This window comes from Viridibacillus arvi (assembly GCF_001274945.1).
In the GTDB taxonomy this organism is placed as follows: Bacteria; Bacillota; Bacilli; order Bacillales_A; family Planococcaceae; genus Viridibacillus; species Viridibacillus arvi.
Window position 1 is genome coordinate 781,012 of sequence record NZ_LILB01000001.1, and the last position, 23,923, is coordinate 804,934.

Consider the following 23,923-nt stretch of genomic DNA (forward strand, 5'->3'; position numbering starts at 1 on the left):
TTTAGCTTCACAAAGAAATGCCCTTCATCTTCAAATCGAATATATGAGACAGAGTGATTTCTAGCGTTTAGTTCATCAATAATTAGCTCCGTAGGATGATATACTGGATTTTTCGCTGTTCTTTTATGTAAATATAGCTATATACCAATTGAACGCATACGAATCTCTCCCTTTTTAAATGATTAAATAAATTGCAAAAAAGTAAATAGTGATGACATTTTTGGCTCTCTCCTTACAGCACTATGTGAAAACCTCATATTTAAGAAACGTGAACTCAATAATACCAAGTTCACGTTCACGTTTACGAATATCTCTCTAGTTATTAGAACAAAAATCAGTCAAATACTAATAGAAATTATCGGCTTGCTATTGGTTGGATTTCTGACGGCATAGGACAGATATAACTTTGGTCTCCTAAACGTTTCTTCAATTCAGCTTTTGCTAGATCAATGTTTTCAGGATTAAGCAGTAAGTCAATTGCCGTAGCCCCCATCACCTTACCTGCATGAAGCATCCCTTTGTGGCCAATCGAAGTTCCTCCTTGTGCTACAGCCTGCCAAGAATGTAGCTGTGTACCCATTGCAAAACAATTCGTCGCACACTGTACTGTAGGAACAACCCAGCTAACATCTCCAACGTCAGTCGAACCAGACATTTTGAATGTTTTATTAATATAAGGCATAAGTAGGGAAGATAATTCTTCTTCCTTTAATTTTTGCAAGATTTCCTCGCTACCCTTAATCGATAAATTATTTAATTGTTGCAAAACACCTTGTCTTTCCCCTGTAGCCATCGTTTTACGGATTTGGCGAGCAAATTCCTTTTCTGTTTCATTAAATGTAGGAACACCCATCACACGGAAGTTATTATACATAATTGCTTCCAGTGTATTGTTCGGTATTAAGTTAGAGCATCCTTTATCAAAAATGATTTCAACTTCAGTTTCTGTCATCATAGCGGCACCTTGAGCTACCTTGCAAACGCGCTGATAAATTTCTTCTACTTGTTGTGTTTCAGGAGCGCGAACCAAATAGAGTACTTCTGCTTCTGCCTGCACCACATTGGCTGCAATACCACCTGAATTCGTAATAGCATAATGGATACGAGCATCTGAGATAATATGTTCACGAAGGAAGTTAGTTCCCACATTCATCAGTTCTACAGCATCTAGTGCACTACGTCCTAGATGCGGTGCACCTGATGCGTGAGCAGCTTTTCCTTTGAACCGGAAGTACACTTGATAATTAGCTAGATTACTAACCGATGCTACTGCATTAAATGGGTACGGGTGCCAGCAGATGCTCGTGTCTACATCATTGAACAAACCCTCGCGAACCATGATTGTTTTTCCTGATCCACCCTCTTCGGCCGGACAGCCGTAATAACGGACCGTTCCTTTGATCTGATTTTCTTCCATAAAATGACGTACTGCAATTGCAGCCGCTAAAGAGCCAGTACCAAGTAGATTATGTCCGCATCCGTGTCCATTTCCGCCTTGCTCGATTGGTTGTTGAGTATCATTACCACGTTCCTGACTTAGACCGGGCAGCGCATCATATTCACCAAGAATAGCTACAATAGGTCCACCACTTCCATAACTTCCGATAAAAGCAGTTGCCATACCTCCGACTCCGCGTTCTACCTCAAAACCTTCTTCTTCTAGCGTTTTACAAAGCAGTTCTGCAGATTGGAATTCTTCAAAACGGGTTTCAGCATAATCCCAAATACGGTCACTTACATCTATTAACTTTTCTCTTTTATTCTCAATAAGTTCTGAAATACGTTGACGATTAAACATAAAAAACACCTCTTTTTTATTGGTTAAGAACTGAACTACTCTACATTAGTACTTACTTCTGCAGTCTGCTCATTAGAAATAATTGTTTGATTTTTCACAGTCATACCTACTAAAAATGAAACAACAAGCGCACCGATTAAGAACCAAAAACCAGCATCATAGGAACCATTAAATTTTTGAATCATGAACCCCATTAGAGTTGGAGCAATTACCCCTGCTAATTGCCCACCTAAATACACCATTCCAGTAGCAGTTCCTATGGAAGAAGAATGAATGTATTTCAACGGCATCGTAAGAGTTGTTGTCAACGCTAAGGCAACACCCATATTAATGAATGACCCATATATCACAACAAAAGCAATGGAAGGAGCATGGATAAAGAAATACATTGAGATGATTCCAATCAAAGAACCAAAAACAATTAAATATTTTTCGCGTCCTACCATATACTTGTCTAATATCCAACCGCTAAATAACATTGAAATAAGACCCAAAATGGATGGAATAGAAGACAGCGCACCCATTGATATCATATCGAGATTACGAACCTTAACCATATAAGACGGCATCCATGCAGCTGCACCCCAACTCACAATGGATATTCCAAAGTAAATGACAGTAAGTTGCCATAACAAAGGAATTTTAAAAGCTTCTTTGAGCGATATTTTTTTATTTGTTGTCTTTTTGGTAACGTCTAATTTGCCTGTTGGATTGAAATACTTCCAGTAAATAACTGCGAGTATTAAACCGAGAAACCCAAGGATGACGAACATAAATTTCCAGCCACTGAAACTAATCATACTTGCAATGACAAATGTACCTATTACTCCCCCGATTTTTGTGGAGGCTAGTAAAAGTGATTTTGCGCGTGCACGTTCTTGTTTTGGAAAAGTTTCCGCGAGTGATACTTGACTAGCTGAAGGATAACTTCCCTCTCCAATACCGAATAAGAAACGGAAGGCAATGAGCGAAAGAAACGACCAGGCGACACCAGTTAGAATAGTTAATAACGACCAAGCAACTAATGAAAACATGATTACTCTACGCGAACCAAATCTGTCAGCTAAACTCCCTCCTATAGGCTGCATAATGGCGTAACTTAGGAAAAAACTACTTATCACTAGACCAACCTGTGTTTCCGTTAATCCAAATTCTTTAGAGATAGGAATGACAGCTATGTTGATGGCTATCCTATCAAATGTATTTACAATCCACCCCATACAGAGAAGTACCATGATCAAGGTTTTCTGTTTTCGGTTTGTTGCTACGTCCATCTATTTTCCCCCTTTGTGAAAAGCAATTACGATTTTTAATATGAATTGTAAACAAACAACCTGTCACATTATTTAATTAGTGTTCCCCCTTTTAACTCCCATAAAATGAATCGCAATTACTTATAGACACATTAAAGACAATGTCTTAAAATAAATATAGATTAAGAATTTAGAAATTTCAATACCTTTAAAAAATTTCTATTACGTTACAATTCTTGTGAAATGATATAATTGAATCAAAGGAGGGATCATGTATGATACGACTAGGTGTCCTGATTGCTCAACACTCTCTGAAAGAAATGGAGACTGTGCCTGGTAGACTTCTTGAATGTTGCGAGATCGTAATGCTTCCATATCAACGGCTTCATGAAGCACAGGAATTATACGAGAATAATCAGCATTCAGTAGATGGATTTGTACTAACTGAGCTGGCATACTTGTACTTAACTGCCAAATGGAATAGCTTTCCTGTGCCATCTTGTATGTTGCAGATTACTGAAGAAGAGCTGTTCAAAAAGCTATTTCAAATTAGTTTAAATCATCGAAACCTTGATTTCTCAAGGGTATATATAGACTTTATATCTGATCATAATAACTACTTAGGCGTAAAAGATACGCTAGATGAGAGGGATATGCCTATTACTGTCTCTCTAACTGAAGTGACTGATCAAATTTATGAAGAGGTTTTAAACGAACATATCAAATTGTGGGAAGATGGCAAAATCGATTTGTCTTTAACCAGGATGAGTAATATTGTAGATGACCTAACTCTGCACGGTATCCCCCATCTTTTCTTATTTCCATCTCCTGATTCAGTTGTCCAACAGTTCAAGCAATTTGTTAGCGAACTAGCAGTAATTCATCTAGCAGAGAGTCGAATTGCTATCGGTCACGTAGCTATTGTAAATGCTGATATTTCAAAGCAAAACATCAACGAGTGGGAGCTTCAACAAATGCTTTTGCATAAGTCACTTCTTGAATTCAGTACGGAACAAAAAGTGCCTTTCTTCATCCAAAAATCAAATGGCCTCTTGGAAATCATAAGCTCTTACAAGGATTTGATGTTATTTACGAATAATCTATCCCAATGCCTATTAATGTCCTACTTAGGCAAAACCCTGCCTTTCACAGTTAACATTGGCTGGGGCTTAGGGAATACGATGTATAAAGCACGCACTAATGCACAGTCAGCAAACAATTTATCTATATCGAGCCAAACTCCAGGAACTTATATCGTTACTGAGGAAGATCAAGTAATTGGTCCATTAGGAGAAGAAAACTGTCTGGAATATCGAAATGGAAGTAATGAGTATATTCAGCGAATCAGTGAAGAAATGGATATTTCCACTCTCCAACTCCAAAAGATATTTGCTGTGATTTCGAAAACAGGGAAAAACGAATTTACAGCAGAAGAACTTGCATATCAACTTGGCGTCACAGCAAGAAGTGCAAACCGGATTCTGAATCGACTAGAAGAAAAAGGAGCAGCAACTATCCTCTACAAAAAGCAGGAAAAGCTGCGAGGTCGACCTAAGAAAGTTTATCGGATTTTATTTGCCAATGAAAGTGAAGAAAAATGTAAAGTCGACGAGTAAGCACTTTTCTGGCATAAATATGAAAATTTAAAACGATCCTAGCTAATCATTCTACTTAAATCACAAAAAGCTTCAGTTATATTTGACTAACTGAAGCTTTTTTTATTTGGCTTTGTTAAGTAATATAGTTGAACTAATTCACCTGCTAACTAAATAAGGAGACTTTCTTTATTTGAATACCTCATCTATTTCATTTCTGTCGTAATCTAATATCCAATCGTTGTATTTATCATAAACATCTCTTATTGTTTCGGGCGAGGTCGCTAATAAATCACAACCCCTGTCATCATAAATATGAAAAATAGTTTTCCTATTGATGTTTATAAAATAGACTCTATTAAAAACACTTGGTCTTACTCCTATATCATGATTGCAAATTGCTTTTAACATAGGTATGTATCTGAAGTCAGACGTTTTACATTGTAAAGTAAATCTATGTGTTTTATATGTTCCTTCTTCATCATCTTCAGGAAAAATATAAGGGATTGTTTTTTGATTCAACCCATATAAAACTGATTTTTCTTTAATATACGGTGAAAAATTTTTTGGTTTATGTTTAAAACTATCTCCATAATCGTTTACATCAACTATGATTAAAATATCATCGCTATGAGAATGCAAGGACTTAAATAAAGTGACAGCCCTTTTATAGACTCCTTGGAGATATGGACTATTATCAAAAGCACAATCACTATTATAGTCCACCCCCAATTCAAAACGGATACCTATTTTCCAACTATAAAACAAGGGGGGGCTAAGTTCTAAGTTCGGGAAATTCTCATTCATAAAATCGTTTAAAAGCATCTTTGCACCTCATTAATTTACTTTTATTATATCTTTTCTGAACTTTCCTGCCCTTTAGTTGCATAAGAAAAAAGAGCGCATGTACTGCTCAACAATTTTCAACCAACACTCACCGTTAATTAAATAAGAAAGTATATTATTGTGTATTTACTTCTTCAAAAATTTACAAATACATACCTCAGTTTTGTAATGAAAAGTGACTTTTCCATCTTGTTGATATTTAATAAATAAATTTTGAAGTTCTTTAATAAATTGATCATAATTACTATGTAATCTTGATGGTGTATAGGATAACGATAAAGCACCACCTATAAAACCTTTCTCCGTTACTGAATGCCAATTATCATAGTATTTTTTCGTATAATCTTAACCGAAAAAGTTCACCTTTTCTATATGCGGGTCAAAGTTGGATTTTCAGCGTTATCAAATTCATTCTGCATAATAATTCCCCTATCTTCTCTCGATTAATAAGAAGCACTTTTTCGACTAATTTGTTCCTTTAGTACTATACATTTCAACATAAAAAGCGTTAACCCTTCTTGGATTAACGCCTTTGTGAATGTCATTGTGGTGAATAACACTTGTTCTTATTCGTAATTACCCTACTATTTTATAAATAGTATGATGTCCTATTATCCCCTTATTAAGGTAAAAAAAGATGATACCTGATAAGGCATCATCTTTACGACAATTAAACTTTTATAAGATAACTTTAAAAAGAAAAGTTTATCCCTGATTTACTGCACTTTCATCCATATAAGCTATTTCCCAAATATGACCGTCTAAGTCCTGAAAACCCCATATATACATAAATCCGTGATCTTGCGGCTCACTATAAGGCTTAGCACCAGATGCGAGTGCCTTATTTACCAACTCATCCACTTGATCTCGATTTTCAGCAGATAAACAGAAAATCGCTTCTGCAGAAGTAGTAGTATCCGTAATTTCCTTCTTGGTAAACCCTTTGAAACGTTCTTCAACCATTAGCAATGCGAAGATATTGTCACTAATGATCATAGAGGCTGTGCTCTCATCACTGAATTGTGGGTTGAAATCAAAACCTAACTCTTGAAAAAACTTGAAGGATTTATTCAGATCTTTCACAGGTATATTGATGAAAATATTTTTAGATTGAAAAGCCATTTAATATCACCTCCAAGTTGAAATTAGCACATTAAAGTCGTGTCCATTTTACGACTAACTTAAACATTTAGTAAAAAAAACGTTTCCACATATTGTAGAAACGCCCATTTGAGTCGAATATTCAAATTTAACAATAGATTAAGTAAGTAAAGGTTTTATATTCAATAACCCCTTATCAACTGATGTCTCTAAATAACCCACTATCTGATCAAACGTAAATACATTAAGTTTTTCATTTATCACTTCCTTATCGTACTGCATATCACCCAATACATAAGGAATGAATTCTTCAACATCCTTGGACTTAACCTCCTGCAAATCAAATATTGGAGGAAGATCACTGAGCATTTTTCTCAATTCGTCTGTAAAACCATAATACTCTAATAATTTTCCATTTAGTAATCGGAAATCATTATGGTATAAATTAAGTATTTCTTTATTAGCTTCCATTCTGTTTTTCAACCAAGGAAGATAAAAACCTTTCAGCCATATATCATCAGCAATTAAATGTGTATAATATCCCAAAATATAATGACTTTCTACATGCTCATGGTATTTATGTAAAAATCCTTTATAATCGACGCTTCGTGAATAATCTTGTACTTCACCTTTAAAGAAATGTGATAATTCTTTAGTTGAAACAGCATCTGGCGCAACGCCTCCAAGTAAAAATGGTGTTCTATCTTCTATCGACAGACACTCTGCAATTCTATTAGCGATGACCAAGTGCATTATTCTTGAACCCATAATTCCCCACACCCTTTGATAAATTCTATAGTTACTTTGACTCGTTAGTTGAAGTAGAGCCTTTTATTAACGATTCCAATCTTCTTCAACAGAAGGATTCACTTAAATAAAACTAAAATCTTTTCAGTGCTTGCAATAAACCTACCTTTATAAATCCCCCAAAAACCCCTCTCCTAATTTGTGATTTAAATCATGTATTCTCTATTTCTCCATAAATATCCTTCTTGTATTAGCCTGATTCTTTATTAAAATAGAAAAAGACTCTACTCCTTATTGAAGGAAAGCACCTGTTAGTTAATAAGATTAGTTTGTAATATCATTCAGATTACGTAAATCCTCGTTAAACAAATCATATTTCATCATATAGTTTATATTTTTTTTAGTATTTATTCTTATTCATTTGAGCATTCTATGAGTAAAATTATATATTCTTACTGCATTACTCTGAGCAAAACACCTGAAAGTAAATCAGCATTTTTATCGATTGTTTATGTAAAATTTAAGGAGGAAATTTGTTGTATGTATGATGTTGTTATTATTGGTGGTGGTCCATGTGGCTTATCCACGGGTCTTGCCCTTCAAGAAAAAGGACTTAGATATGTGATTATTGAAAAAGAGGCGATTGTCAATTCTATCGTCAACTGTCCATTACACATGACTTTTTATAGTACATCAGATCGCTTAGAAATTGGCAACATTCCATTCCTATCTCAAGATGTACGCCCAAATCGAACGGAACTATTAAAATATTATCGTCTTGTAACTGAAAGACAAAAAATTAATATCAAATGCTACCAAAAGGTTAATTCTATTTCAAAGAATGCAGAATCCTTTACTGTCCTTGCAGAAGACCGTAATGGTAACACTATTCCTTACGAATCGAAGACGATTGTTATTGCAACGGGAATATTCGATACACCTAGACAACTAGGGGTAGACGGAGATAATTTAGCAAAAGTTTCGCATTATTATAAAGAAGGTCATCTCTATTATGACCAACACGTTACAGTTGTTGGCGGTAAAAATTCAGCAATTGAAGCTGCTATTGATCTTTATCGTAATGGAGCTCATGTTACACTTGTGCATCGAGGAGAAACTGTCTTAGAGGGTATCAAACCATCCTTGTTATTAGATATGCGTAACCTTCTGAAAAAAGGAAGAATTAATTTTCATCCCAATTCCAGTATTGCTTCTATTGATGAATCAAACATTTGCATAAAATCTCCTGAAGGAATAGCTACACTCCAAAATGACTATGTATTTTCCCTCATCGGATATCAACCGAATATTTCACTGCTTCAAAGCATTGGAATTCAAACCGACATCTCTTCACTAGTTCCTTCCTTTAACCCAGAGACATATGAATCAAATGTTGAGAATGTTTTTCTTTCTGGTGTTGTAACGGGCGGCGTTACTAATCGCGTTTACATTGAAGATGGACGCTTCCATGGCATGAAAATCGCAAATGAAATTGCTCAACGCCTGTCCTATGTCCAAAGTAATTTATGATAAAAAAACTAATTCCGTTTGTTTCCTGGAAAGGAGCGTTGAACAGTTCGATCTGAACAGTTCTACGACCTTCTCCTAAAGCACCGCTTTTATGGAACCGCACAAATAAATGCCTCTGCCTACATTTTTAACCATTTGACGCTGCCCTTTTTACTTATGCACTCCGTTTGTTGAACAAGGAATAAAGTTCAAAATTCCATTCAAAATCTTTTTAAACATTCGTATTATTCAATTACAAATCAGAAAGCTTTTCTCCTGTTAATATTTCAAATAAATTAGTAGAATCTTCCTCGTTTAGTTGAACATACTGATTATCACCTCTCACAACCTCTACTTTATCTTTATTTGGACTTATCCAAATTTCATATAACACTGCTTTTGCTGACATTTTATCACTTTTAAATTGAAACAAAAAATTGTAATCAGCAGGACGCTCCATATCTACTTTGGCGTTTTCCCAATCAATTTCGTCTAATATATCTTTTACCTTTTGAACTTGCTTACTATCAGTAATCTCTTTAAATTCTTCATATTCATTTTCATTTCCAATACGCTTATCAACTTCTATCTTTTCTCCTAGGTCTACTTTTCCATTAGAACACCCTGTAATAACAAATAAAAGCATTGCCAATGAAAACAATAAAGTCTTTGTTAATTTCATATGAACTCCCCCTTCTCTTTAATAAGTCAAACTTCATTATAGAAAATTCCTTTTAAATTCAGAAAAAAGAGACCTGCCCGTAATCATTGACTCAAGCACCATTTTTTTCAATACCTATTTAAATAATTTGATTGCACTAACCCCCACACAACCTCCACCAATACCAATCACCATGCCAAAAATGTGAATTGTGAAATGTAAATACCGAACAAAAATAACAATAACCCTAATAAACTTAATAGGCCCATTTTTTATTCATTAAAATCCCTCTCATCACCTTGAATATTCTTCCACCTAACAACCATATCCAAATTATAACAGTACTTCTTCAAATAAACTGTCCCTTTACTTGAGGAATAGGTTTACGTATTTTTAACCAAACTAAAAAAACGGTGTGCCAAGGCTTATACGCATCCGTTTTGAATCCCAATTCATCCTTATCTCTATCACGTTCACAATGGAAGCGTAAAATCATCATCATCATTATATGTATTTAATTATTCTGATAAAACACTTTTTATTTTTGACAATTTTTTGTCTTTAATAATAAATCATGTCTTTTTTTATCGTTTTTTGTCGTTTATTACGTAGTATGAAAAATGATTTACGAAAGAATCCTACAATATCATTCATGAAACTAAATGTTCTATTCATGGCTATTATTGATAAAATGTCTATTTGTGAATCATTCGACAAAGGATGTAAACAAGGTTTACATATCAAAAACTTATCGTAATAAAATGACCATTTGTAATTGGAGGAAACTAATATGTTCTGGGTGCAATTTTTGATTTTGTTAATCTGTATCTTTATTGGTGCTAGGATAGGTGGACTTGGTCTCGGAGTAATGGGTGGTGTTGGATTAGCAATCTTTGTATTTCTTTTCGGGCTAGAACCTACTTCCGCACCTATTGATGTTATGCTGATGATTTTATCCGTAATCACTGCTGCAGGAGCTCTTCAAGCCGCTGGAGGTATGGAATATCTCGTTCATATTGCGGAGAAAGCATTAAGAAAAAATCCTAAATGGATTACATTTATCGCTCCTATCGTTACTTACGTTTTTACTTTTTGTGCAGGAACTGGACACGTAGCATACTCGGTTTTACCGGTTATTGCCGAAGTATCCCGAGAATCAGGTGTACGTCCTGAAAGGCCAATGTCAATCGCAGTAATAGCATCACAGCAAGCAATTACTGCTAGTCCTATTTCAGCAGCGACTGTAGCATTATTAGCTTTATTAGCTGATTTCCAAATTACTTTACTAGATATTTTAATGATTACTATACCTTCTACCTTTATAGGTTGTATGATAGCTGCTTTTGTTGTTAGTAGAAAAGGTAAAGAGCTGCCAGAAGATCCAATTTATTTGAAACGCTTAGAAGAAGGCTTAGCTTCAATTAAACAAGATAAAAAAGCATTCCATCCAACTAATGCTTCAAAACTTTCCGTTGTATTATTCTTACTTGCAGCTGTTTTAATCGTTGCTCTAGGTTCATTTGAAAAATTACGTCCAGGTTGGGATATTGACGGCGTATTTACACCTTTGTCTATGCCTGTTACCATTGAAATCGTTATGCTGACAATTGCTGCTTTAATTATTATTGGTTGTAAAGCAAATGTTGACGAAATTGTTTCAGGTAGTGTGTTTAAAGCCGGAGCATCAGCAGTTGTAGCTATTTTTGGTATCGCGTGGATGGGTGATACTTTCTTCAATGGTAATGCTGAACTTATTAACAGTTCGATTTCTGGCCTAGTCACAGCAGCTCCATGGTTATTTGCTATTGCATTATTTGTACTTTCTATTTTACTATACAGCCAAGCAGCAACCGTTCGAACACTAATGCCTCTTGGTGTAACGCTTGGTATTAATCCAGCATTATTAATTGCCATGTTCCCAGCAGTTAATGGTTACTTCTTCATTCCAAACTATCCGACAGTTGTGGCAGCCATTAACTTTGATCGTACCGGAACAACTCGAATCGGAAAATATATTCTAAACCATAGCTTTATGGTCCCTGGTTTAGTTTCAACAATCTCTGCAATTATAATTGGTATAATACTAAGTTCTGTATTACTATAGATACTTTATTTAAAATGCAGCTTTTTATTCTTTGAGCGATTTCCTCGTGATTATTTGTTTATTATATCAAGTGTATCTTGTTATTAAATCTCCAAAACCACACTTTAGTTGAATAAGTAATAAGCGATTGGCCACACTAAGTTGAAACACTTGGATACCTTACGTCGACTGTATTTAAAGAGCATTCCTCATAAAATTTGTCCATATTGTGTAAACCTTTTTCACTCTATTTACACTAGCTAAAAAATCAATTAATATTCTATTGATTAAATGTTATGAAGAGCCACATTCTTTTAAGGAAAGCATTCATTAACATTTGGTCTATTAACAACTTAATATTAAGAAACGATTTTTTCATTTAAGGAGGATTTATTGAATGCATAAATTACAAGATATTTTAGAAACTAGAGATTTCATTATGAGTAAAACAGATTATCGTCCTACGATTGGACTGATTTTGGGCTCAGGTTTAGGAACTCTTGCTGATGAAATTGAAAAATCCGTCAAAATTCCTTATAGTGAAATTCCTCACTTTGCAAAATCTGAAGCAATTGGCCATGCAAACGAACTAATAATTGGTGAATTACAAGGAAAGACAGTTGTAGCTATGAAAGGTCGTTTCCATTATTATGAGGGCTTTTCATTAGCTGAAGTAACTTTCCCAGTACGTGTAATGAAAGCGTTAGGTGTAGAGAATTTAATCGTTACTAATGCTGCAGGAGCTATAAATACAAGCTTTAGCCCTGGAGATTTAATGTTAATTACTGATCATATTAATTTGGTAGGTACAAATCCATTAATTGGACCAAATAATGATGAATTGGGAACTCGTTTCCCTGACACTTCTCAGGTTTATAATCTAGAACTACGTAATATTGCTTCTAAAGTTGCTAAAGAACAAAACTTTAGTTTACAAGAAGGTGTTTATGCTTGGTCGAGTGGCCCAGCTTACGAAACTCCTGCTGAAATCCGTATGATGCGTACATTAGGTGCAGATGCTGCTGGTATGTCAACAGTTCCAGAAGCAATTGTAGCTATTCATGGAAACATGAAAGTACTTGGCATTTCCTGCATGACAAATATGGCATGCGGAATTTTAGATCAGCCATTAACTCATGATGAAGTAATTGAAGTGGCTGCTAAAGTTAGAGAACAATTTGTTGGATTAGTTAAGGGTATTTTAAAAGAAATGTAATAGAAAGCTAAGAATTAAAGTGAACTCCCCCCATTGTTAGACAAAACTAACGAATGGGGGGTTTTTATAAATTATTTAACGAATACTCCTCTGGCTTTAATCGATTTTTATATGAATTTTCGATTGTAGCTGTAAAGGAGTCCCAATAGACCAGCTAATCCTACTAGCATTATGCCCAATTCGAATTTGCCAGTTGTTTTTTGGCCTACAATTATCAAAGCCAAACAAGTGATGAATATGACAATTCGTAAGGTAATTAGGAAATTACGTTTCATAATAGAAAAACTCCTTTATCCGGAAGTGTAACGCACTCATTATTCTTTTTCATATTCATCCTCTATTCCTTCGATCCGCCAAGAGCCATTCCTTGGGTCAATTTCTTTTGAACCAAAATGTACAAAATTAATGTTGGTAACATAACGAGAACCATTCCGGCATACATTTGTCCATAATTTGTAGCTGATTTTTGAGCAGCCATTAAGTTCATAAGCCCTACAGGCAACGTTTTATTCGGACCAGGTATCAATGTAAGTGCAATTATATATTCATTCCAAAATGAAAGGAAATTGAATAAGATAACAGCTACAATACTAGGTCTTGCCATGGGAATCATAATTTTGTACATCGTTTTAAAGTATCCGGCACCATCGACCCAAGCAGCTTCTTCATATGTCGATGGTAACGTTTGGAAGTAACTAGACAATAAATATATAGTAAAAGGCAATGCCGTTGAAGCGTACACTAAAGCTAAAACAAACAAATTATCTAATAAAAAACCATCACCAAATCTTCCACGTATGACCATATCCGCATCCAGTAACATTAAAAATATTGGCACTACAATATAGTTCACATTAATAAATAATCCCGCTTTAAATAGAGTATTTAAAATTTTACTACCTTTAAATGTATATCTAGCCAATACATAAGCCGCCGGTAAGGCAACAACTAATAAAATTAGAATTGCTAAGGCCGTAACCATGATAGAATTTAACATATACGTGCCCATATTTGCTTTTTCGAAAGCGTCTATGAAGTTTTGAAAATAGAAACCTTTCGGCATGTCCCAAGGGCTCGTGTAAAATTCTGATTTTTCTTTTATCGAGGCTATGAAAACCCAAGCAACAGGAATGATAATCGTAATAGCTAACGTAAGTAACGCTACATAAATAAACAATCGATAAAGTTTCTCTACGCTCATTTTCTTTTGTTTTTTCATCTTTCTAGGTCCTCCTTAGTACTCAAGCACTTCCCTTTTGGTGATTTGGTTAATAATAGCTGATAATGCGAATGAGAATAAGAAGATTACTACTCCAATAGCCATACCATAACCATAAGAGGAATTTGTGTAAGCCTGCTTATACATGTAACTTAAAAATACCTCTGTCGAACCATCTGGCCCTCCGCCAGTCATTGCTTGTACAAGTAGAAAACTTAAGTTTATGGTGCTGACAATAAAAAACGTTAATGTTGTACGAATGTTGTTCCAAATCAACGGCAAAGTGATACTAAAAAATTGTGTAATACGTCCTGCTCCTTCTAAAGATGAAGCTTCGTAAAAACTTTCTGGAATATTGGCCATACTAGACATATACATAACCATATAATAGCCGACAGCTTGCCATACGAGTGCTCCACTAATACTGTATATCGCAATTTTTTGGTCTCCAAGCCACATTTTTTGTAAACTTTCAATGTTAAATACAGAAAGAAAATTATTCAATAAACCTGATGTTGGATCATAAATCGCCGAAAATATCCCAGCAATAACCACGATTGATAATATATTAGGAATATAGAAAATAACCCTAAAGAAATTTCCACCTTTTACATTTTCTCTTGTTAATAATGTTGAAAAAAGTATGGCAAGTACTATCGTGATAAGTGTTACTACTACAATCAATAATATGCTGTTTTGGAGAGAGCGAATGAAGTTCATATCATTCCATAATATTTTAAAGTTATTTAAACCAACAAATACTTGATTATTTGAAAATCCTCCCCATTTATACAAAGACATCCGAAATACTTCAATCGTAGGCACAATCATAAATAGTGTTAACAAGAGTAGGGCCGGCGTCGTACAAACAAAAATGAATATCCTTTTTTCTGTTGTCTTTTTCAATATCTTCACCTCTACAAATTAAATATAACGGTGAGGAAAATCATTCACCGTTATATCTTAGTAAAATAGTGTTCGTTTATTTTAATGCTGGTCGTAATTGATCGCTTACTTTTTCAACATTTTTTTGCCATTCTTTTACCGTTTTGTCACCTGAAACAATACTGTCGATACTTCTGAATAATGTATCAGCTATACTAACACCTTCAACCGCATCTGTTGCTGCAAAACCACCCATTCCTGCTTTTGCTCCGTTATCATAGATACTATAGAAAAGCTTATTGTCGCCAGTTAGTTTTTCAGAATTCCCTTTAATTGGTTGAACCGCTCCAGCTTCCGCAAAAATAGATGAAGCTTTATCAGAATAAACAAATGTTAAAAAGTCTTTTGCTGCATCTTTATTTTTAGCAGCAGAAGGTACCCATATTTGCTCAAAGAATGTAAACGCATATCGATCGCCTCCTGTTTCAATTGCAGGTAACGCAGTCATGCCCCATTCAAATCCATCAGCTCTTGGTGCATCAGCCATTTCCCCAACAATCCAAGTACCATTTGGCATAAAAAGCGCTTTGTTATCTAAAATTAATTGTTGATTCTTTTTAAAATCTTTATCATTTGCATTCGCAACAGTCGTAGGTTCTGTATATTTTCCTAATTTTCCGATTATTTCGAACATTTTTGTTGCTTCTGGAGTTTCCCAAATACCATCTTCATAACTCATCGCTTTATTATAGAAGTCAGGACCACCTACCTCTAAAAGTAACGAATAGACGAATGCATCAAAGTATCCAGTAGTTGGATATGTAAACAAAGAGATTCCGTCTGCTTTCGCTTTATCACCTAATGCCCACATTTCATCCCAAGTAGTAGGTACTTCCCAGCCTTTTTCTTTTAATAAATTTGCATTATAGAATAATCCAGTAGGACTGTAGAACATCGGCGCTAAATACGTTTTACCGTCATTAAAAGGATTTGTAGCAAGTGTATCTGTAAAGCCTGGAATTAACTTATCTTTAATAGTTACATCTTCCCCATAAACGTTTTTATCAAGTACATCTGTAATGTCTTCTAACGCTTTATCTTTAATTAAGTTTTCTGTAAGAGCTAACTTTCTACCTGTAGCCAACAAAATCACATCTGGATAATTTCCAGCTTTCATATTCGGGCTAATAACATCTTCCAAATTTTTATCTGCAGTCAATTCCACTTTTACATCAGGATTTTCAGTTTGATACTCGTCGATAATTTTAGACCACATATCTTTGCCATAAGCCGATTCTAGCGCTGCCACATGAAGCGTTTGTTTCACTTTAGTTGTTTCGCCGCCATTTGAACTGACCTCCGCATTATCTTTGTCTTGACAAGCCATTAAAACAATCGATAATAATGCTATCGTACCTGCTAGCAAAGCTTTCTTTTTCATTTTTTTCTCCCCTTCCCCATTTTCCACCATATATAAAGTATACGAAAATTAAAAACGCTTTCACAATATACATCTTGTTCAGTTTTTTAGATATCTTGCTTTTCATTGCCAAGTTTTACTAAAAAAACTATACTATGGATAGGTGTTTATACTAGGAGGTGTTTATATGTCAAATGATATTTATGAAGTACCACAATCGCATAGAGATCATTTCCAAGTAAAGCTTCTTTATGTAACAAAATCGAAATATGATAAAGATTGGCACAGCATTACTCATACCCATCACTTCACAGAAATTTTGTACATACTTAAAGGTAAAGGAACTTTTATCTTTTCGAATAAGGAAGTACATGTAACAGAACATGATTTGATTGTCGTCAATCCACACGTAGAGCATACCGAAAAATCGACAACTGATCTCCCACTTGAATACATTGCACTCGGAATCCAAGGACTCGCATTCACATCTCCAGATGATTCAAACTTACAGGTCACTTTTTGCAATTACAAACAAGAACAAGAATCCTATCTCTTTTATCTTCATCAATTGATAGAAGAAGTAGAGAAACAACACGAAGGTTACGAACTAATAGCACATAATATTTTAGAGATTTTATTGCTGAAAATTATGAGAAAAAAAGCATTCACTTTAGAAGAAACCTCAACTCAAATCATGAGTAAAAATTTGGTTTTCATTAAAAATTATATAAAGCAACATTTCCGTGAAGCCATAAACCTAGATACGTTAGCAGAAATTATTCATATCAATAAATACTATTTGGCACATTCATTCAAAAAATCAGTTGGTATCTCTCCTATTGAATATTTAATCCAAACTCGTATCAGAGAAAGTAAAATATTGTTAGAAACAACAAACTATTCGATATCTGACATATCAACAATTACAGGCTTTTCATCACAGTCATTTTTTTCTCAATCTTTTAAACGAGTTACGAAATTATCTCCATCACAATATAGGAAAATCAAAAGCTCTAAGAAAAACAGTTCAAATGTTATACAATCTATAATAGAAAAGTAGGAGATTATAAAGTAGTAGTAAAAATTAATTGTATTTATTTAGATTAAAAAAATATGTAGTTTTGATTTTGAAATCCTAGCCGTTCTATTCTATATACGTATTAATAACTGAAAATTCAAAATACTACCAGTGGCCATAGTTTACACCTGGCCTTTTGGTAGTATTTTTTTGTATGTATTTACTACAGGTTTTTCAAGATTCTCTCCCTCAGTTTTGAAGAAAGTTAGGCTTTCTACATTCTCTAAAAAAATTCCATTCAACTTCTGTTATTCATTCTTCAAATCAATTAGAAATGTTTTGATCTCATATGGTTTTATGTGAAATGACATTTTATCGGTATCGGCTACACTAAGTTCAAACGGTTGGAAATCTGACTCCGACTGAATTTAAATAACAGCCTCTTTTTAAAAGTTGTCCAGTGTAGTTTTTACATTCCAAATTTCACTCTATTTACAATAGCTATAAAATCATTTAGAATTCTATTGATGCAGTGTAAGAATAAATTATTATTTTTACATAAAACATATATACTTAAACATTTTGTCTAATAGCAATTTGATACTAAGTATCGTTTAGGTTTTTTATTTTAGGAGGAATTACTGATGCACAAATTACAAGATATTTTAGAAACTAGAGATTTCATTATGAATAAGACAGATTATCGCCCTACGATTGGACTGATTTTAGGGTCTGGTTTAGGAACTCTTGCAGATGAAATTGAAAACCCTTTCAAAATTCCTTATAGTGAAATTCCTAACTTTGCAAAGTCTGGAGCAATTGGACATGCAAACGAATTAGTAATTGGAGAATTAAAAGGAAAAACAGTAGTAGCTATGAAAGGACGTTTCCATTATTATGAGGGCTTTACTTTAGATGAGGTAACTTTTCCAGTACGTGTAATGAAAGCGTTAGGTGTTGAGGAGCTAATTATTACTAATGCATGTGGTGCTGTTAATACAAGCTTTAATCCTGAAGATCTAATGTTAATTACTGATCATATAAATTTGGTTAGTACAAATCCATTAATTGGTCCAAATAATGATGAATTGGGTACTCGTTTCCCTGATGTTTCTGAAGTATATAATCGTAATTTACGTAATATTGCTTCTAAAGTAGCTACAGAACAAAACATTAGTTTACAAGAAGGTGTTTATGCTTGGTGGAGTGGACCAGCTTACGAAACTCCAGCTGAAATTCGCATGATTCGTACATTAGGAGCAGATGCTGTAGGTATGTCAACCGTTCCAGAAGCTATTGTAGCCATTCATGGAAATATGAAAGTACTTGGCATTTCTTGCTTAACAAATATGGCTTGTGGAATTTTAGATCAGCCATTAAATCATGATGAAGTAATTGAAGTAGCGAGTAGAGTTAGAACTCAATTCGTTGATCTAATTAAAGGTGTTTTAGAAGAAATGTAATAATGAAAAAGAACTTCACCCCAGTTGTTAGACATAAACTAACGATTGGGGTGTTTTTTATAGGAAAATAACAATTACTATGTTGTAAAAAAATAAATAGATTAATGTAGGTTTGTAATATCATTCGAGTTACGATTAAAAATCTGAAAGTAAGATATCGTGGCAGCTGCTATGCACAGAACACTACTCACTAAACAAATACAGTAAAGAATTTCTCCACCTAATGTAGTGGAATGATAAATAATATAACTAAGTAAAGATAATCCCCCACCTAAAAAGAATAGATAATAAGCAAACCATTTATACTTTTTCTTGAAGGAATAATACCCAATAAGAATTAGCAAATATTAACTGCTTATTACCATAAAAACTGTAAAAGTGGGTTGAAATTTAGCTGCATATATAAAGTAGTCAAGTTGTGATACATCGCTAGCACTATGTACTTCTCCATTTAGCAATTGAGAAAATGGTGTTGAATACCCCCATTCCCATGGGTTATCAAGGTTTGTACTACCTTCATACCACGCAAAAAAAGTAGAAAAGATGAATAATAAAAAAACTGTAACAAACTGAATGAAAAACCTTAGCAAACCGAGATCACCCTCAAATCCGTATTTATTTGAAATTCCACCTTAAAATTATAACGACCATTGTAAATATAAGTTCCAAATTTTATTTTATTTTCCATTCGCAATTCACAAAAAATAACTCCTGCTTATTGATTAAATCTTTCTCTTTAAATCAAAAAATAAACCAAATTAACAATGGAACATTAATTCACAATCTCTTTAAGAATTATTAATATAAATTCCATAAAGAAAAAATCACCGCTCCCTATTAAAACAATAAAGGTAGGGGATTTTATCTAACTTCTTTAAATATGAATTACTAAGCTTTAATCGCTTTAAAAATGATTACCCTTTGAATTTAGTAAATCTTGCATTTTCATAAAATCTGTTAAGTTTTCGGGATTTAAAAACTTCGATGCATCTTCTTCATTTAGTAGCCCCATATCAATAGCTACTTCTTTTATAGTTAAACTCTTTTCAAAAGCTTTTACTACTACTTCATTTGCTACTTTATAACCGAATAGAGAAGAAATAATGACAGATAAAGATAATGATTTTTCTGCATTATTCATGCAAATTGTTTTATTTGCTTTTATTCCATCTAGACATTTTTCTGTAAATAAAGTGATCGCATTCGTTAACAGTGAAAAAGATTCAAAAAGATTTTTTAAAATAATTGGTTCCCATATGTTTAAATCTAATTCTCCCCTGTCTACGGCAAAGGTAATTGCTTGGTCATTACCATATACATCAAAACAAACTTGCATCACCATTTCAGGCATACATGGATTGATCTTTCCTGGCATAATTGACGAGCCAGGTTGTACTGCTGGTAAAATAATTTCTGCAAATCCTGCCCTTGGACCCGATGAAAGTAATCTTAAATCATTGGATAATTTCGATAACCCACTAGATAAACCTTTTAAATAAGCCGAAAATTTTATGTAAATATCTGCATTTTGAAGTCCATCAAAAAAGTTCTCTTCTTTGTAAATGGATAGACTAGAAACGACTGGTAAATACTCGTACATCTTATCTATATATCCTGCAGCTGCACCAATACCAGTACCCACTGCTGTTGCTCCTATTACTATAGAGAGACATTCCTTTTGAAGTTTTTTAATATCTTCAATTTGTCTTCTGATAAAAGAATGGTAGCCGCTAAATTGTTGACCTAGAGTAATTGGTACTGCATCTTGAAGACATGTTCTTGCTATTTTTACAACATTCGAAAATTCATCTGTTTTATTTGCCAATGTACGTTCAATATTGTTCAAACTAATTAGTAAGTCTTCTATATAGAAATAACAAGCCATTTTCATTGCACTTGGAAGCACATCATTTGTTGATTGCGACATGTTAACGTGTTCATTTGGATGTATACAATCGTATCCTTTATGACCAGTAAGTAATTCATTTGCTCGATTGGCAATTACTTCGTTTATATTCATATTAATAGAAACTCCACCACCAGCTTGATATATGTCAACTGGGAATTGATCTTTCATCTGCCCATTTAATACATCGTCAGTTGCTTGGCAAATGGCATCCTTCTTCTTTTCATCAAGAGCTCCTACACTATAATTAGACATCGCTGCGGCTTTTTTAATATACGCCATAGCCTTAATTAAATGAGGATATAATTCTATCGTACGTCCAGAAATCGAGAAGTTTTGGCAAGCTCGAACTGTTTGTATACCATAATAGACATCTTGATCAATTGCCATTTTACCAATTAAATCTTCCTCAATACGCATCTTGAATCACTCCTTTTAGTCAATGTTAATATAAAAAGAAGGGTATCTAAATTGAATAAAAACTACAATTTAAACACCCTTTACTATTAAGTCAATCAATTTGAAATTTAGTCGTTAAACTCAATAACTGCTCTACCAACATTGACACAACTGCAATCATGGAAAGAGTCAAAAGCTTGATTGATGTTATCTAATTCGATACGATCTAGCACTAATTCATCTAATTTGAATTTACCATCTAAATACATTTGTGCAATCATAGGGAAATCACGGAATGGTTGTGTATCTCCATAAAAACTTCCTTTTAATACTTTCCCTACTCTATGAAATCCACCAGCTGGTAGATTCAAAGTTTTTTCAGGATTAAATGCGCCAACTACAACGACCGTACCGCCTTTTCTTGTACCTTTCCAAGCACTTTCAGTAGCTATAGTATGACCTGAACAATCAATTGCGAAATGAACACCCAAACCATTTGTCAGTTCTTTTAAAGCCTCTTCTACATTGACTTCAGCTGAATTAATTGTATGTGTTGCGCCAAATTGTTTGGCAATTTCCAGATTAGCTGGTTTAACATCACAAGCAATAATTTTAGACGCTCCTGCTATATACGCTCCTTGAATTGCATTTACACCTACTCCACCAATTCCAAAAATGGCCACTGTAGAACCTGCTGTTACACCAGCTGCGTTAACTGCTGCACCATAACCAGTTGCTACTCCACATCCAATTAAAGACGCTTGTGCTAAAGGCATTTCATCAGGTAGTTTTATACATGACATTTCAGGAACAACTGCATATTCTGCAAAAGTAGATAATAAAGAGTTATGGTATACTTGTTTTCCATCTTGGCTTAGTCTTGAAGTACCATCCAGTAATGTTCCATCAAACATTGGACCAAATGCCGACTCACATAAATGTACTGCACCAGTTACGCAAAACTCACAAGTCCCGCAATAAGGAACCCAACTAAGTGCTACTTTATCACCTACTTTAACACTTGTTACACTCGAACCAACTGCTTCAACGATTCCTGAACCTTCATGGCCAAGAATAGTTGGTGTTGGTGTTGTATCATCATTTAAAGCATTTAAATCACTATGGCAAACGCCTGTAGCTTTGATTTTCACAAGAACTTCATTCGATTTTGGTTCACTAAGCTCTACTTGTTCAATTGATAATGGTTTGCCGACTTCAGTCATGATAGCTGCTTTAATTTTCATTGTATTATTCCCTCTTCTTGTTTAATTTTTAATATGCGAACCAAATTGCTCTTGTTTTTGTAAATGCTTGTAATGAATGGATAGCATACTCTTTACCCCATCCACTTTGCTTCACTCCACCAAATGGACTAGCAAAATCATAACAACCATATCTATTTACAAATACCATACCTGCATCAAGTTGATTTGCTACACGATGAGCACGTGAAGTATCTCCTGTCCACAAACCTGCTCCAAGACCATAAATTGTATCATTGGCTTTTTCGATTACTTCCTCTTCAGTTTCGAACGGAATGATACATAAAACAGGACCAAAAATTTCTTCCTGCGCAATTTTCATCTTGTTATCAACATCAGCGAAAATAGTCGGTTGAACAAAATACCCTTTTGCATTTGTTCCTGTCAAATCTCGTTCTCCACCGGCAACGATTCTTGCACCTTGCTCTTTACCACTCTCAATGTAATTTATAATGGACTCCATATGCTCTTTAGATACCTGTGCACCTTGATCACTTGCTGGATCGAATGGATCACCACATTTGTAGTTTTTAGCGTATTTAGCAATTTTCTCTACAACTTCATTATAAATTTCACGTTGTGCGAATAAGCGAGTTGGTGCAGAACACTTTTCGCCCTTATGCGTAAATAATCCGTAGAAAGAACGTTCAATTGCAGCGTCTAAATCAGCCGTATCACTAAAGATAATGTTCGGTGATTTACCTCCAAGTTCTAATGTTACTGGTTTTAAATTGCTATCTGCTGAGTCACGTATTAATTGCTTTCCGACATTGGTACTACCAGTAAATGATAGTTTATCAATATCCATATGCTTACTTATATACGAGCCTACTTCTCTACCTTTACCAAGAATTAAGTTAATAACACCTTTTGGTAAAACTCCTGCTTCGTCAATAATTTCAAACAATCGAATAACAGAAAACGATGTTTTATCAGCAGGTTTTAAAATCACTGTGTTTCCCATCGACAAAGCAGGTGATAGTTTTAACACAGCCATTTGAATTGGGAAGTTAAATGGTACAATTTGTCCACATACTCCAATTGGATCTCTCGTTGTGACACTTAGGAAATTCCCTTCTACTGGATTATTCTCTCCATAATACTTGTCAGTCCATCCAGCATAATATTCAAATAAATCAGCTGCTTCTTGTACGTCATCGTTATACGCTTCTGAATACAATTTCCCGTTATCAAGTGCTTCTAATGTCGCAAGTTCAGCTTGATGCTCACGAATAAGTACACTAATTTTATGTAATGCTTTTCCTCTGTCTTTACGACTCATTTCTTTCCATGAACCTTTTTCTAGAGATGCTCTTGCAGCTTCAATTGCTTTATCAACGTCTTGCTTTTCTGCACATTGAAAATCGCCTAATCTTTCTCCATTTGCCGGATTAATTGATTCAACTACGTTGTTACCTGAGCTTTCTACCCATTCGCCGTTAATATAAAGCTTTTTAGTAGTTTTAAGCCATTCATGAGCCCACTCTAATTTTGGTTGTTCGATTCCTTCAAAATGTTTAATTTCTAGTGTCATGATTCATA

The 23,923-nt window shown here is 34.3% G+C and carries 20 protein-coding genes; 6 read left to right on the forward strand and 14 right to left on the reverse strand.

Annotation, left to right across the window (positions count from 1 at the left end):
- Positions 1-355 precede the first annotated feature (355 nt).
- Positions 356-1,798 carry a M20 family metallopeptidase gene (locus AMD00_RS03730; protein ID WP_053415734.1) on the reverse strand — a complete coding sequence of 481 codons (1,443 nt, stop codon included), beginning with the start codon at positions 1,796-1,798 and terminating at the stop codon, positions 356-358.
- Positions 1,799-1,833: 35 nt separating this feature from the next.
- Complete coding sequence (locus tag AMD00_RS03735) at positions 1,834-3,072, reverse strand: MFS transporter (RefSeq protein WP_053415735.1); 1,239 nt, start codon at positions 3,070-3,072, stop codon at positions 1,834-1,836.
- Positions 3,073-3,326: 254 nt separating this feature from the next.
- Between AMD00_RS03735 and AMD00_RS03740 the strand changes: the two genes are divergently transcribed.
- Positions 3,327-4,667 (forward strand): helix-turn-helix domain-containing protein, encoded by a 1,341-nt coding sequence (locus AMD00_RS03740; protein WP_053415736.1) that lies wholly within the window; start codon positions 3,327-3,329, stop codon positions 4,665-4,667.
- Between the two features lie 168 nt (positions 4,668-4,835).
- Here AMD00_RS03740 and AMD00_RS03745 read toward each other — a convergent pair whose 3' ends face one another.
- The 3 genes from AMD00_RS03745 to AMD00_RS03755 form a co-directional block, all read right to left on the reverse strand.
- A complete protein-coding gene (locus tag AMD00_RS03745; RefSeq protein ID WP_245639432.1) occupies positions 4,836-5,471 on the reverse strand; it encodes a DUF3885 domain-containing protein in 636 nt (211 codons plus the stop codon).
- 726 nt (positions 5,472-6,197) lie between these two features.
- Complete coding sequence (locus tag AMD00_RS03750; protein ID WP_053415737.1) at positions 6,198-6,614, reverse strand: VOC family protein; 417 nt, start codon at positions 6,612-6,614, stop codon at positions 6,198-6,200.
- A 138-nt stretch (positions 6,615-6,752) separates the two neighbouring features.
- Positions 6,753-7,361 (reverse strand): hypothetical protein, encoded by a 609-nt coding sequence (locus tag AMD00_RS03755; protein ID WP_053415738.1) that lies wholly within the window; start codon positions 7,359-7,361, stop codon positions 6,753-6,755.
- A 519-nt stretch (positions 7,362-7,880) separates the two neighbouring features.
- On the opposite strand from AMD00_RS03755, the gene AMD00_RS03760 reads away from it, so the two are divergent.
- Positions 7,881-8,870, forward strand: coding sequence for a YpdA family putative bacillithiol disulfide reductase (locus AMD00_RS03760; protein ID WP_053415739.1), 990 nt, complete (start codon positions 7,881-7,883; stop codon positions 8,868-8,870).
- 232 nt (positions 8,871-9,102) lie between these two features.
- Here the strand turns inward: AMD00_RS03760 and AMD00_RS03765 are convergent, their stop codons facing one another.
- The gene (locus AMD00_RS03765) at positions 9,103-9,531 is read right to left on the reverse strand and encodes a hypothetical protein (RefSeq protein ID WP_053415740.1); all 429 of its coding nucleotides are present in this window, start codon (positions 9,529-9,531) and stop codon (positions 9,103-9,105) included.
- Between the two features lie 769 nt (positions 9,532-10,300).
- On the opposite strand from AMD00_RS03765, the gene AMD00_RS03770 reads away from it, so the two are divergent.
- Positions 10,301-11,614, forward strand: a complete 1,314-nt coding sequence (locus AMD00_RS03770) for an anaerobic C4-dicarboxylate transporter family protein (RefSeq protein WP_053415741.1) — start codon at positions 10,301-10,303, stop codon at positions 11,612-11,614.
- A 376-nt stretch (positions 11,615-11,990) separates the two neighbouring features.
- Positions 11,991-12,809 (forward strand): purine-nucleoside phosphorylase, encoded by an 819-nt coding sequence (locus AMD00_RS03775; RefSeq protein WP_053415742.1) that lies wholly within the window; start codon positions 11,991-11,993, stop codon positions 12,807-12,809.
- A gap of 107 nt (positions 12,810-12,916) precedes the next feature.
- Here the strand turns inward: AMD00_RS03775 and AMD00_RS23445 are convergent, their stop codons facing one another.
- The 4 genes from AMD00_RS23445 to AMD00_RS03790 all read right to left on the reverse strand — a co-directional run bounded on the left by AMD00_RS23445 (position 12,917) and on the right by AMD00_RS03790 (position 16,354).
- The gene (locus tag AMD00_RS23445) at positions 12,917-13,084 is read right to left on the reverse strand and encodes a DUF6903 family protein (RefSeq protein ID WP_169786306.1); all 168 of its coding nucleotides are present in this window, start codon (positions 13,082-13,084) and stop codon (positions 12,917-12,919) included.
- Between the two features lie 62 nt (positions 13,085-13,146).
- Positions 13,147-14,028 (reverse strand): carbohydrate ABC transporter permease, encoded by an 882-nt coding sequence (locus tag AMD00_RS03780; protein ID WP_053415743.1) that lies wholly within the window; start codon positions 14,026-14,028, stop codon positions 13,147-13,149.
- 15 nt (positions 14,029-14,043) lie between these two features.
- Complete coding sequence (locus AMD00_RS03785; protein WP_053415744.1) at positions 14,044-14,934, reverse strand: carbohydrate ABC transporter permease; 891 nt, start codon at positions 14,932-14,934, stop codon at positions 14,044-14,046.
- 76 nt (positions 14,935-15,010) lie between these two features.
- Positions 15,011-16,354, reverse strand: coding sequence for a carbohydrate ABC transporter substrate-binding protein (locus tag AMD00_RS03790; protein ID WP_053415745.1), 1,344 nt, complete (start codon positions 16,352-16,354; stop codon positions 15,011-15,013).
- Between the two features lie 166 nt (positions 16,355-16,520).
- On the opposite strand from AMD00_RS03790, the gene AMD00_RS03795 reads away from it, so the two are divergent.
- Both AMD00_RS03795 and AMD00_RS03800 read left to right on the forward strand, forming a co-directional pair.
- Positions 16,521-17,393: a helix-turn-helix transcriptional regulator gene (locus AMD00_RS03795; RefSeq protein WP_053415746.1), complete on the forward strand. Its 873-nt coding sequence runs from the start codon at positions 16,521-16,523 to the stop codon at positions 17,391-17,393.
- A 602-nt stretch (positions 17,394-17,995) separates the two neighbouring features.
- Positions 17,996-18,814 (forward strand): purine-nucleoside phosphorylase, encoded by an 819-nt coding sequence (locus AMD00_RS03800; RefSeq protein ID WP_053415747.1) that lies wholly within the window; start codon positions 17,996-17,998, stop codon positions 18,812-18,814.
- Positions 18,815-19,161: 347 nt separating this feature from the next.
- Here AMD00_RS03800 and AMD00_RS23850 read toward each other — a convergent pair whose 3' ends face one another.
- The 4 genes from AMD00_RS23850 to AMD00_RS03820 all read right to left on the reverse strand — a co-directional run bounded on the left by AMD00_RS23850 (position 19,162) and on the right by AMD00_RS03820 (position 23,915).
- On the reverse strand, positions 19,162-19,404 hold the full coding sequence (locus AMD00_RS23850; RefSeq protein ID WP_245639433.1) for a YjdJ family protein: 243 nt from the start codon (positions 19,402-19,404) through the stop codon (positions 19,162-19,164).
- 314 nt (positions 19,405-19,718) lie between these two features.
- Complete coding sequence (locus AMD00_RS03810) at positions 19,719-21,140, reverse strand: aspartate ammonia-lyase (protein WP_053415748.1); 1,422 nt, start codon at positions 21,138-21,140, stop codon at positions 19,719-19,721.
- Positions 21,141-21,247: 107 nt separating this feature from the next.
- On the reverse strand, positions 21,248-22,363 hold the full coding sequence (locus tag AMD00_RS03815; protein ID WP_053415749.1) for a Zn-dependent alcohol dehydrogenase: 1,116 nt from the start codon (positions 22,361-22,363) through the stop codon (positions 21,248-21,250).
- A gap of 28 nt (positions 22,364-22,391) precedes the next feature.
- Positions 22,392-23,915: an aldehyde dehydrogenase family protein gene (locus AMD00_RS03820; protein ID WP_053415750.1), complete on the reverse strand. Its 1,524-nt coding sequence runs from the start codon at positions 23,913-23,915 to the stop codon at positions 22,392-22,394.
- Between the last annotated feature and the right edge of the window lie 8 nt (positions 23,916-23,923).

Bases quoted from the DNA above. Each gene is read 5' to 3' on its own strand.
- AMD00_RS03750 (WP_053415737.1), bottom strand. From the start codon at position 6,614: ATGGCTTTTCAATCTAAAAATATTTTCATCAATATACCTGTGAAAGAT.
- AMD00_RS03760 (WP_053415739.1), top strand. From the start codon at position 7,881: ATGTATGATGTTGTTATTATTGGTGGTGGTCCATGTGGCTTATCCACG.
- AMD00_RS03780 (WP_053415743.1), bottom strand. From the start codon at position 14,028: ATGAAAAAACAAAAGAAAATGAGCGTAGAGAAACTTTATCGATTGTTT.
- AMD00_RS03755 (WP_053415738.1), bottom strand. From the start codon at position 7,361: ATGGGTTCAAGAATAATGCACTTGGTCATCGCTAATAGAATTGCAGAG.
- AMD00_RS03735 (WP_053415735.1), bottom strand. From the start codon at position 3,072: ATGGACGTAGCAACAAACCGAAAACAGAAAACCTTGATCATGGTACTT.
- AMD00_RS03765 (WP_053415740.1), bottom strand. From the start codon at position 9,531: ATGAAATTAACAAAGACTTTATTGTTTTCATTGGCAATGCTTTTATTT.
- AMD00_RS03730 (WP_053415734.1), bottom strand. From the start codon at position 1,798: ATGTTTAATCGTCAACGTATTTCAGAACTTATTGAGAATAAAAGAGAA.
- AMD00_RS03745 (WP_245639432.1), bottom strand. From the start codon at position 5,471: ATGCTTTTAAACGATTTTATGAATGAGAATTTCCCGAACTTAGAACTT.
- AMD00_RS03815 (WP_053415749.1), bottom strand. From the start codon at position 22,363: ATGAAAATTAAAGCAGCTATCATGACTGAAGTCGGCAAACCATTATCA.
- AMD00_RS03775 (WP_053415742.1), top strand. From the start codon at position 11,991: ATGCATAAATTACAAGATATTTTAGAAACTAGAGATTTCATTATGAGT.
- AMD00_RS03795 (WP_053415746.1), top strand. From the start codon at position 16,521: ATGTCAAATGATATTTATGAAGTACCACAATCGCATAGAGATCATTTC.
- AMD00_RS03740 (WP_053415736.1), top strand. From the start codon at position 3,327: ATGATACGACTAGGTGTCCTGATTGCTCAACACTCTCTGAAAGAAATG.
- AMD00_RS23445 (WP_169786306.1), bottom strand. From the start codon at position 13,084: ATGAAACGTAATTTCCTAATTACCTTACGAATTGTCATATTCATCACT.
- AMD00_RS03790 (WP_053415745.1), bottom strand. From the start codon at position 16,354: ATGAAAAAGAAAGCTTTGCTAGCAGGTACGATAGCATTATTATCGATT.
- AMD00_RS03770 (WP_053415741.1), top strand. From the start codon at position 10,301: ATGTTCTGGGTGCAATTTTTGATTTTGTTAATCTGTATCTTTATTGGT.
- AMD00_RS03820 (WP_053415750.1), bottom strand. From the start codon at position 23,915: ATGACACTAGAAATTAAACATTTTGAAGGAATCGAACAACCAAAATTA.
- AMD00_RS03800 (WP_053415747.1), top strand. From the start codon at position 17,996: ATGCACAAATTACAAGATATTTTAGAAACTAGAGATTTCATTATGAAT.
- AMD00_RS03810 (WP_053415748.1), bottom strand. From the start codon at position 21,140: ATGCGTATTGAGGAAGATTTAATTGGTAAAATGGCAATTGATCAAGAT.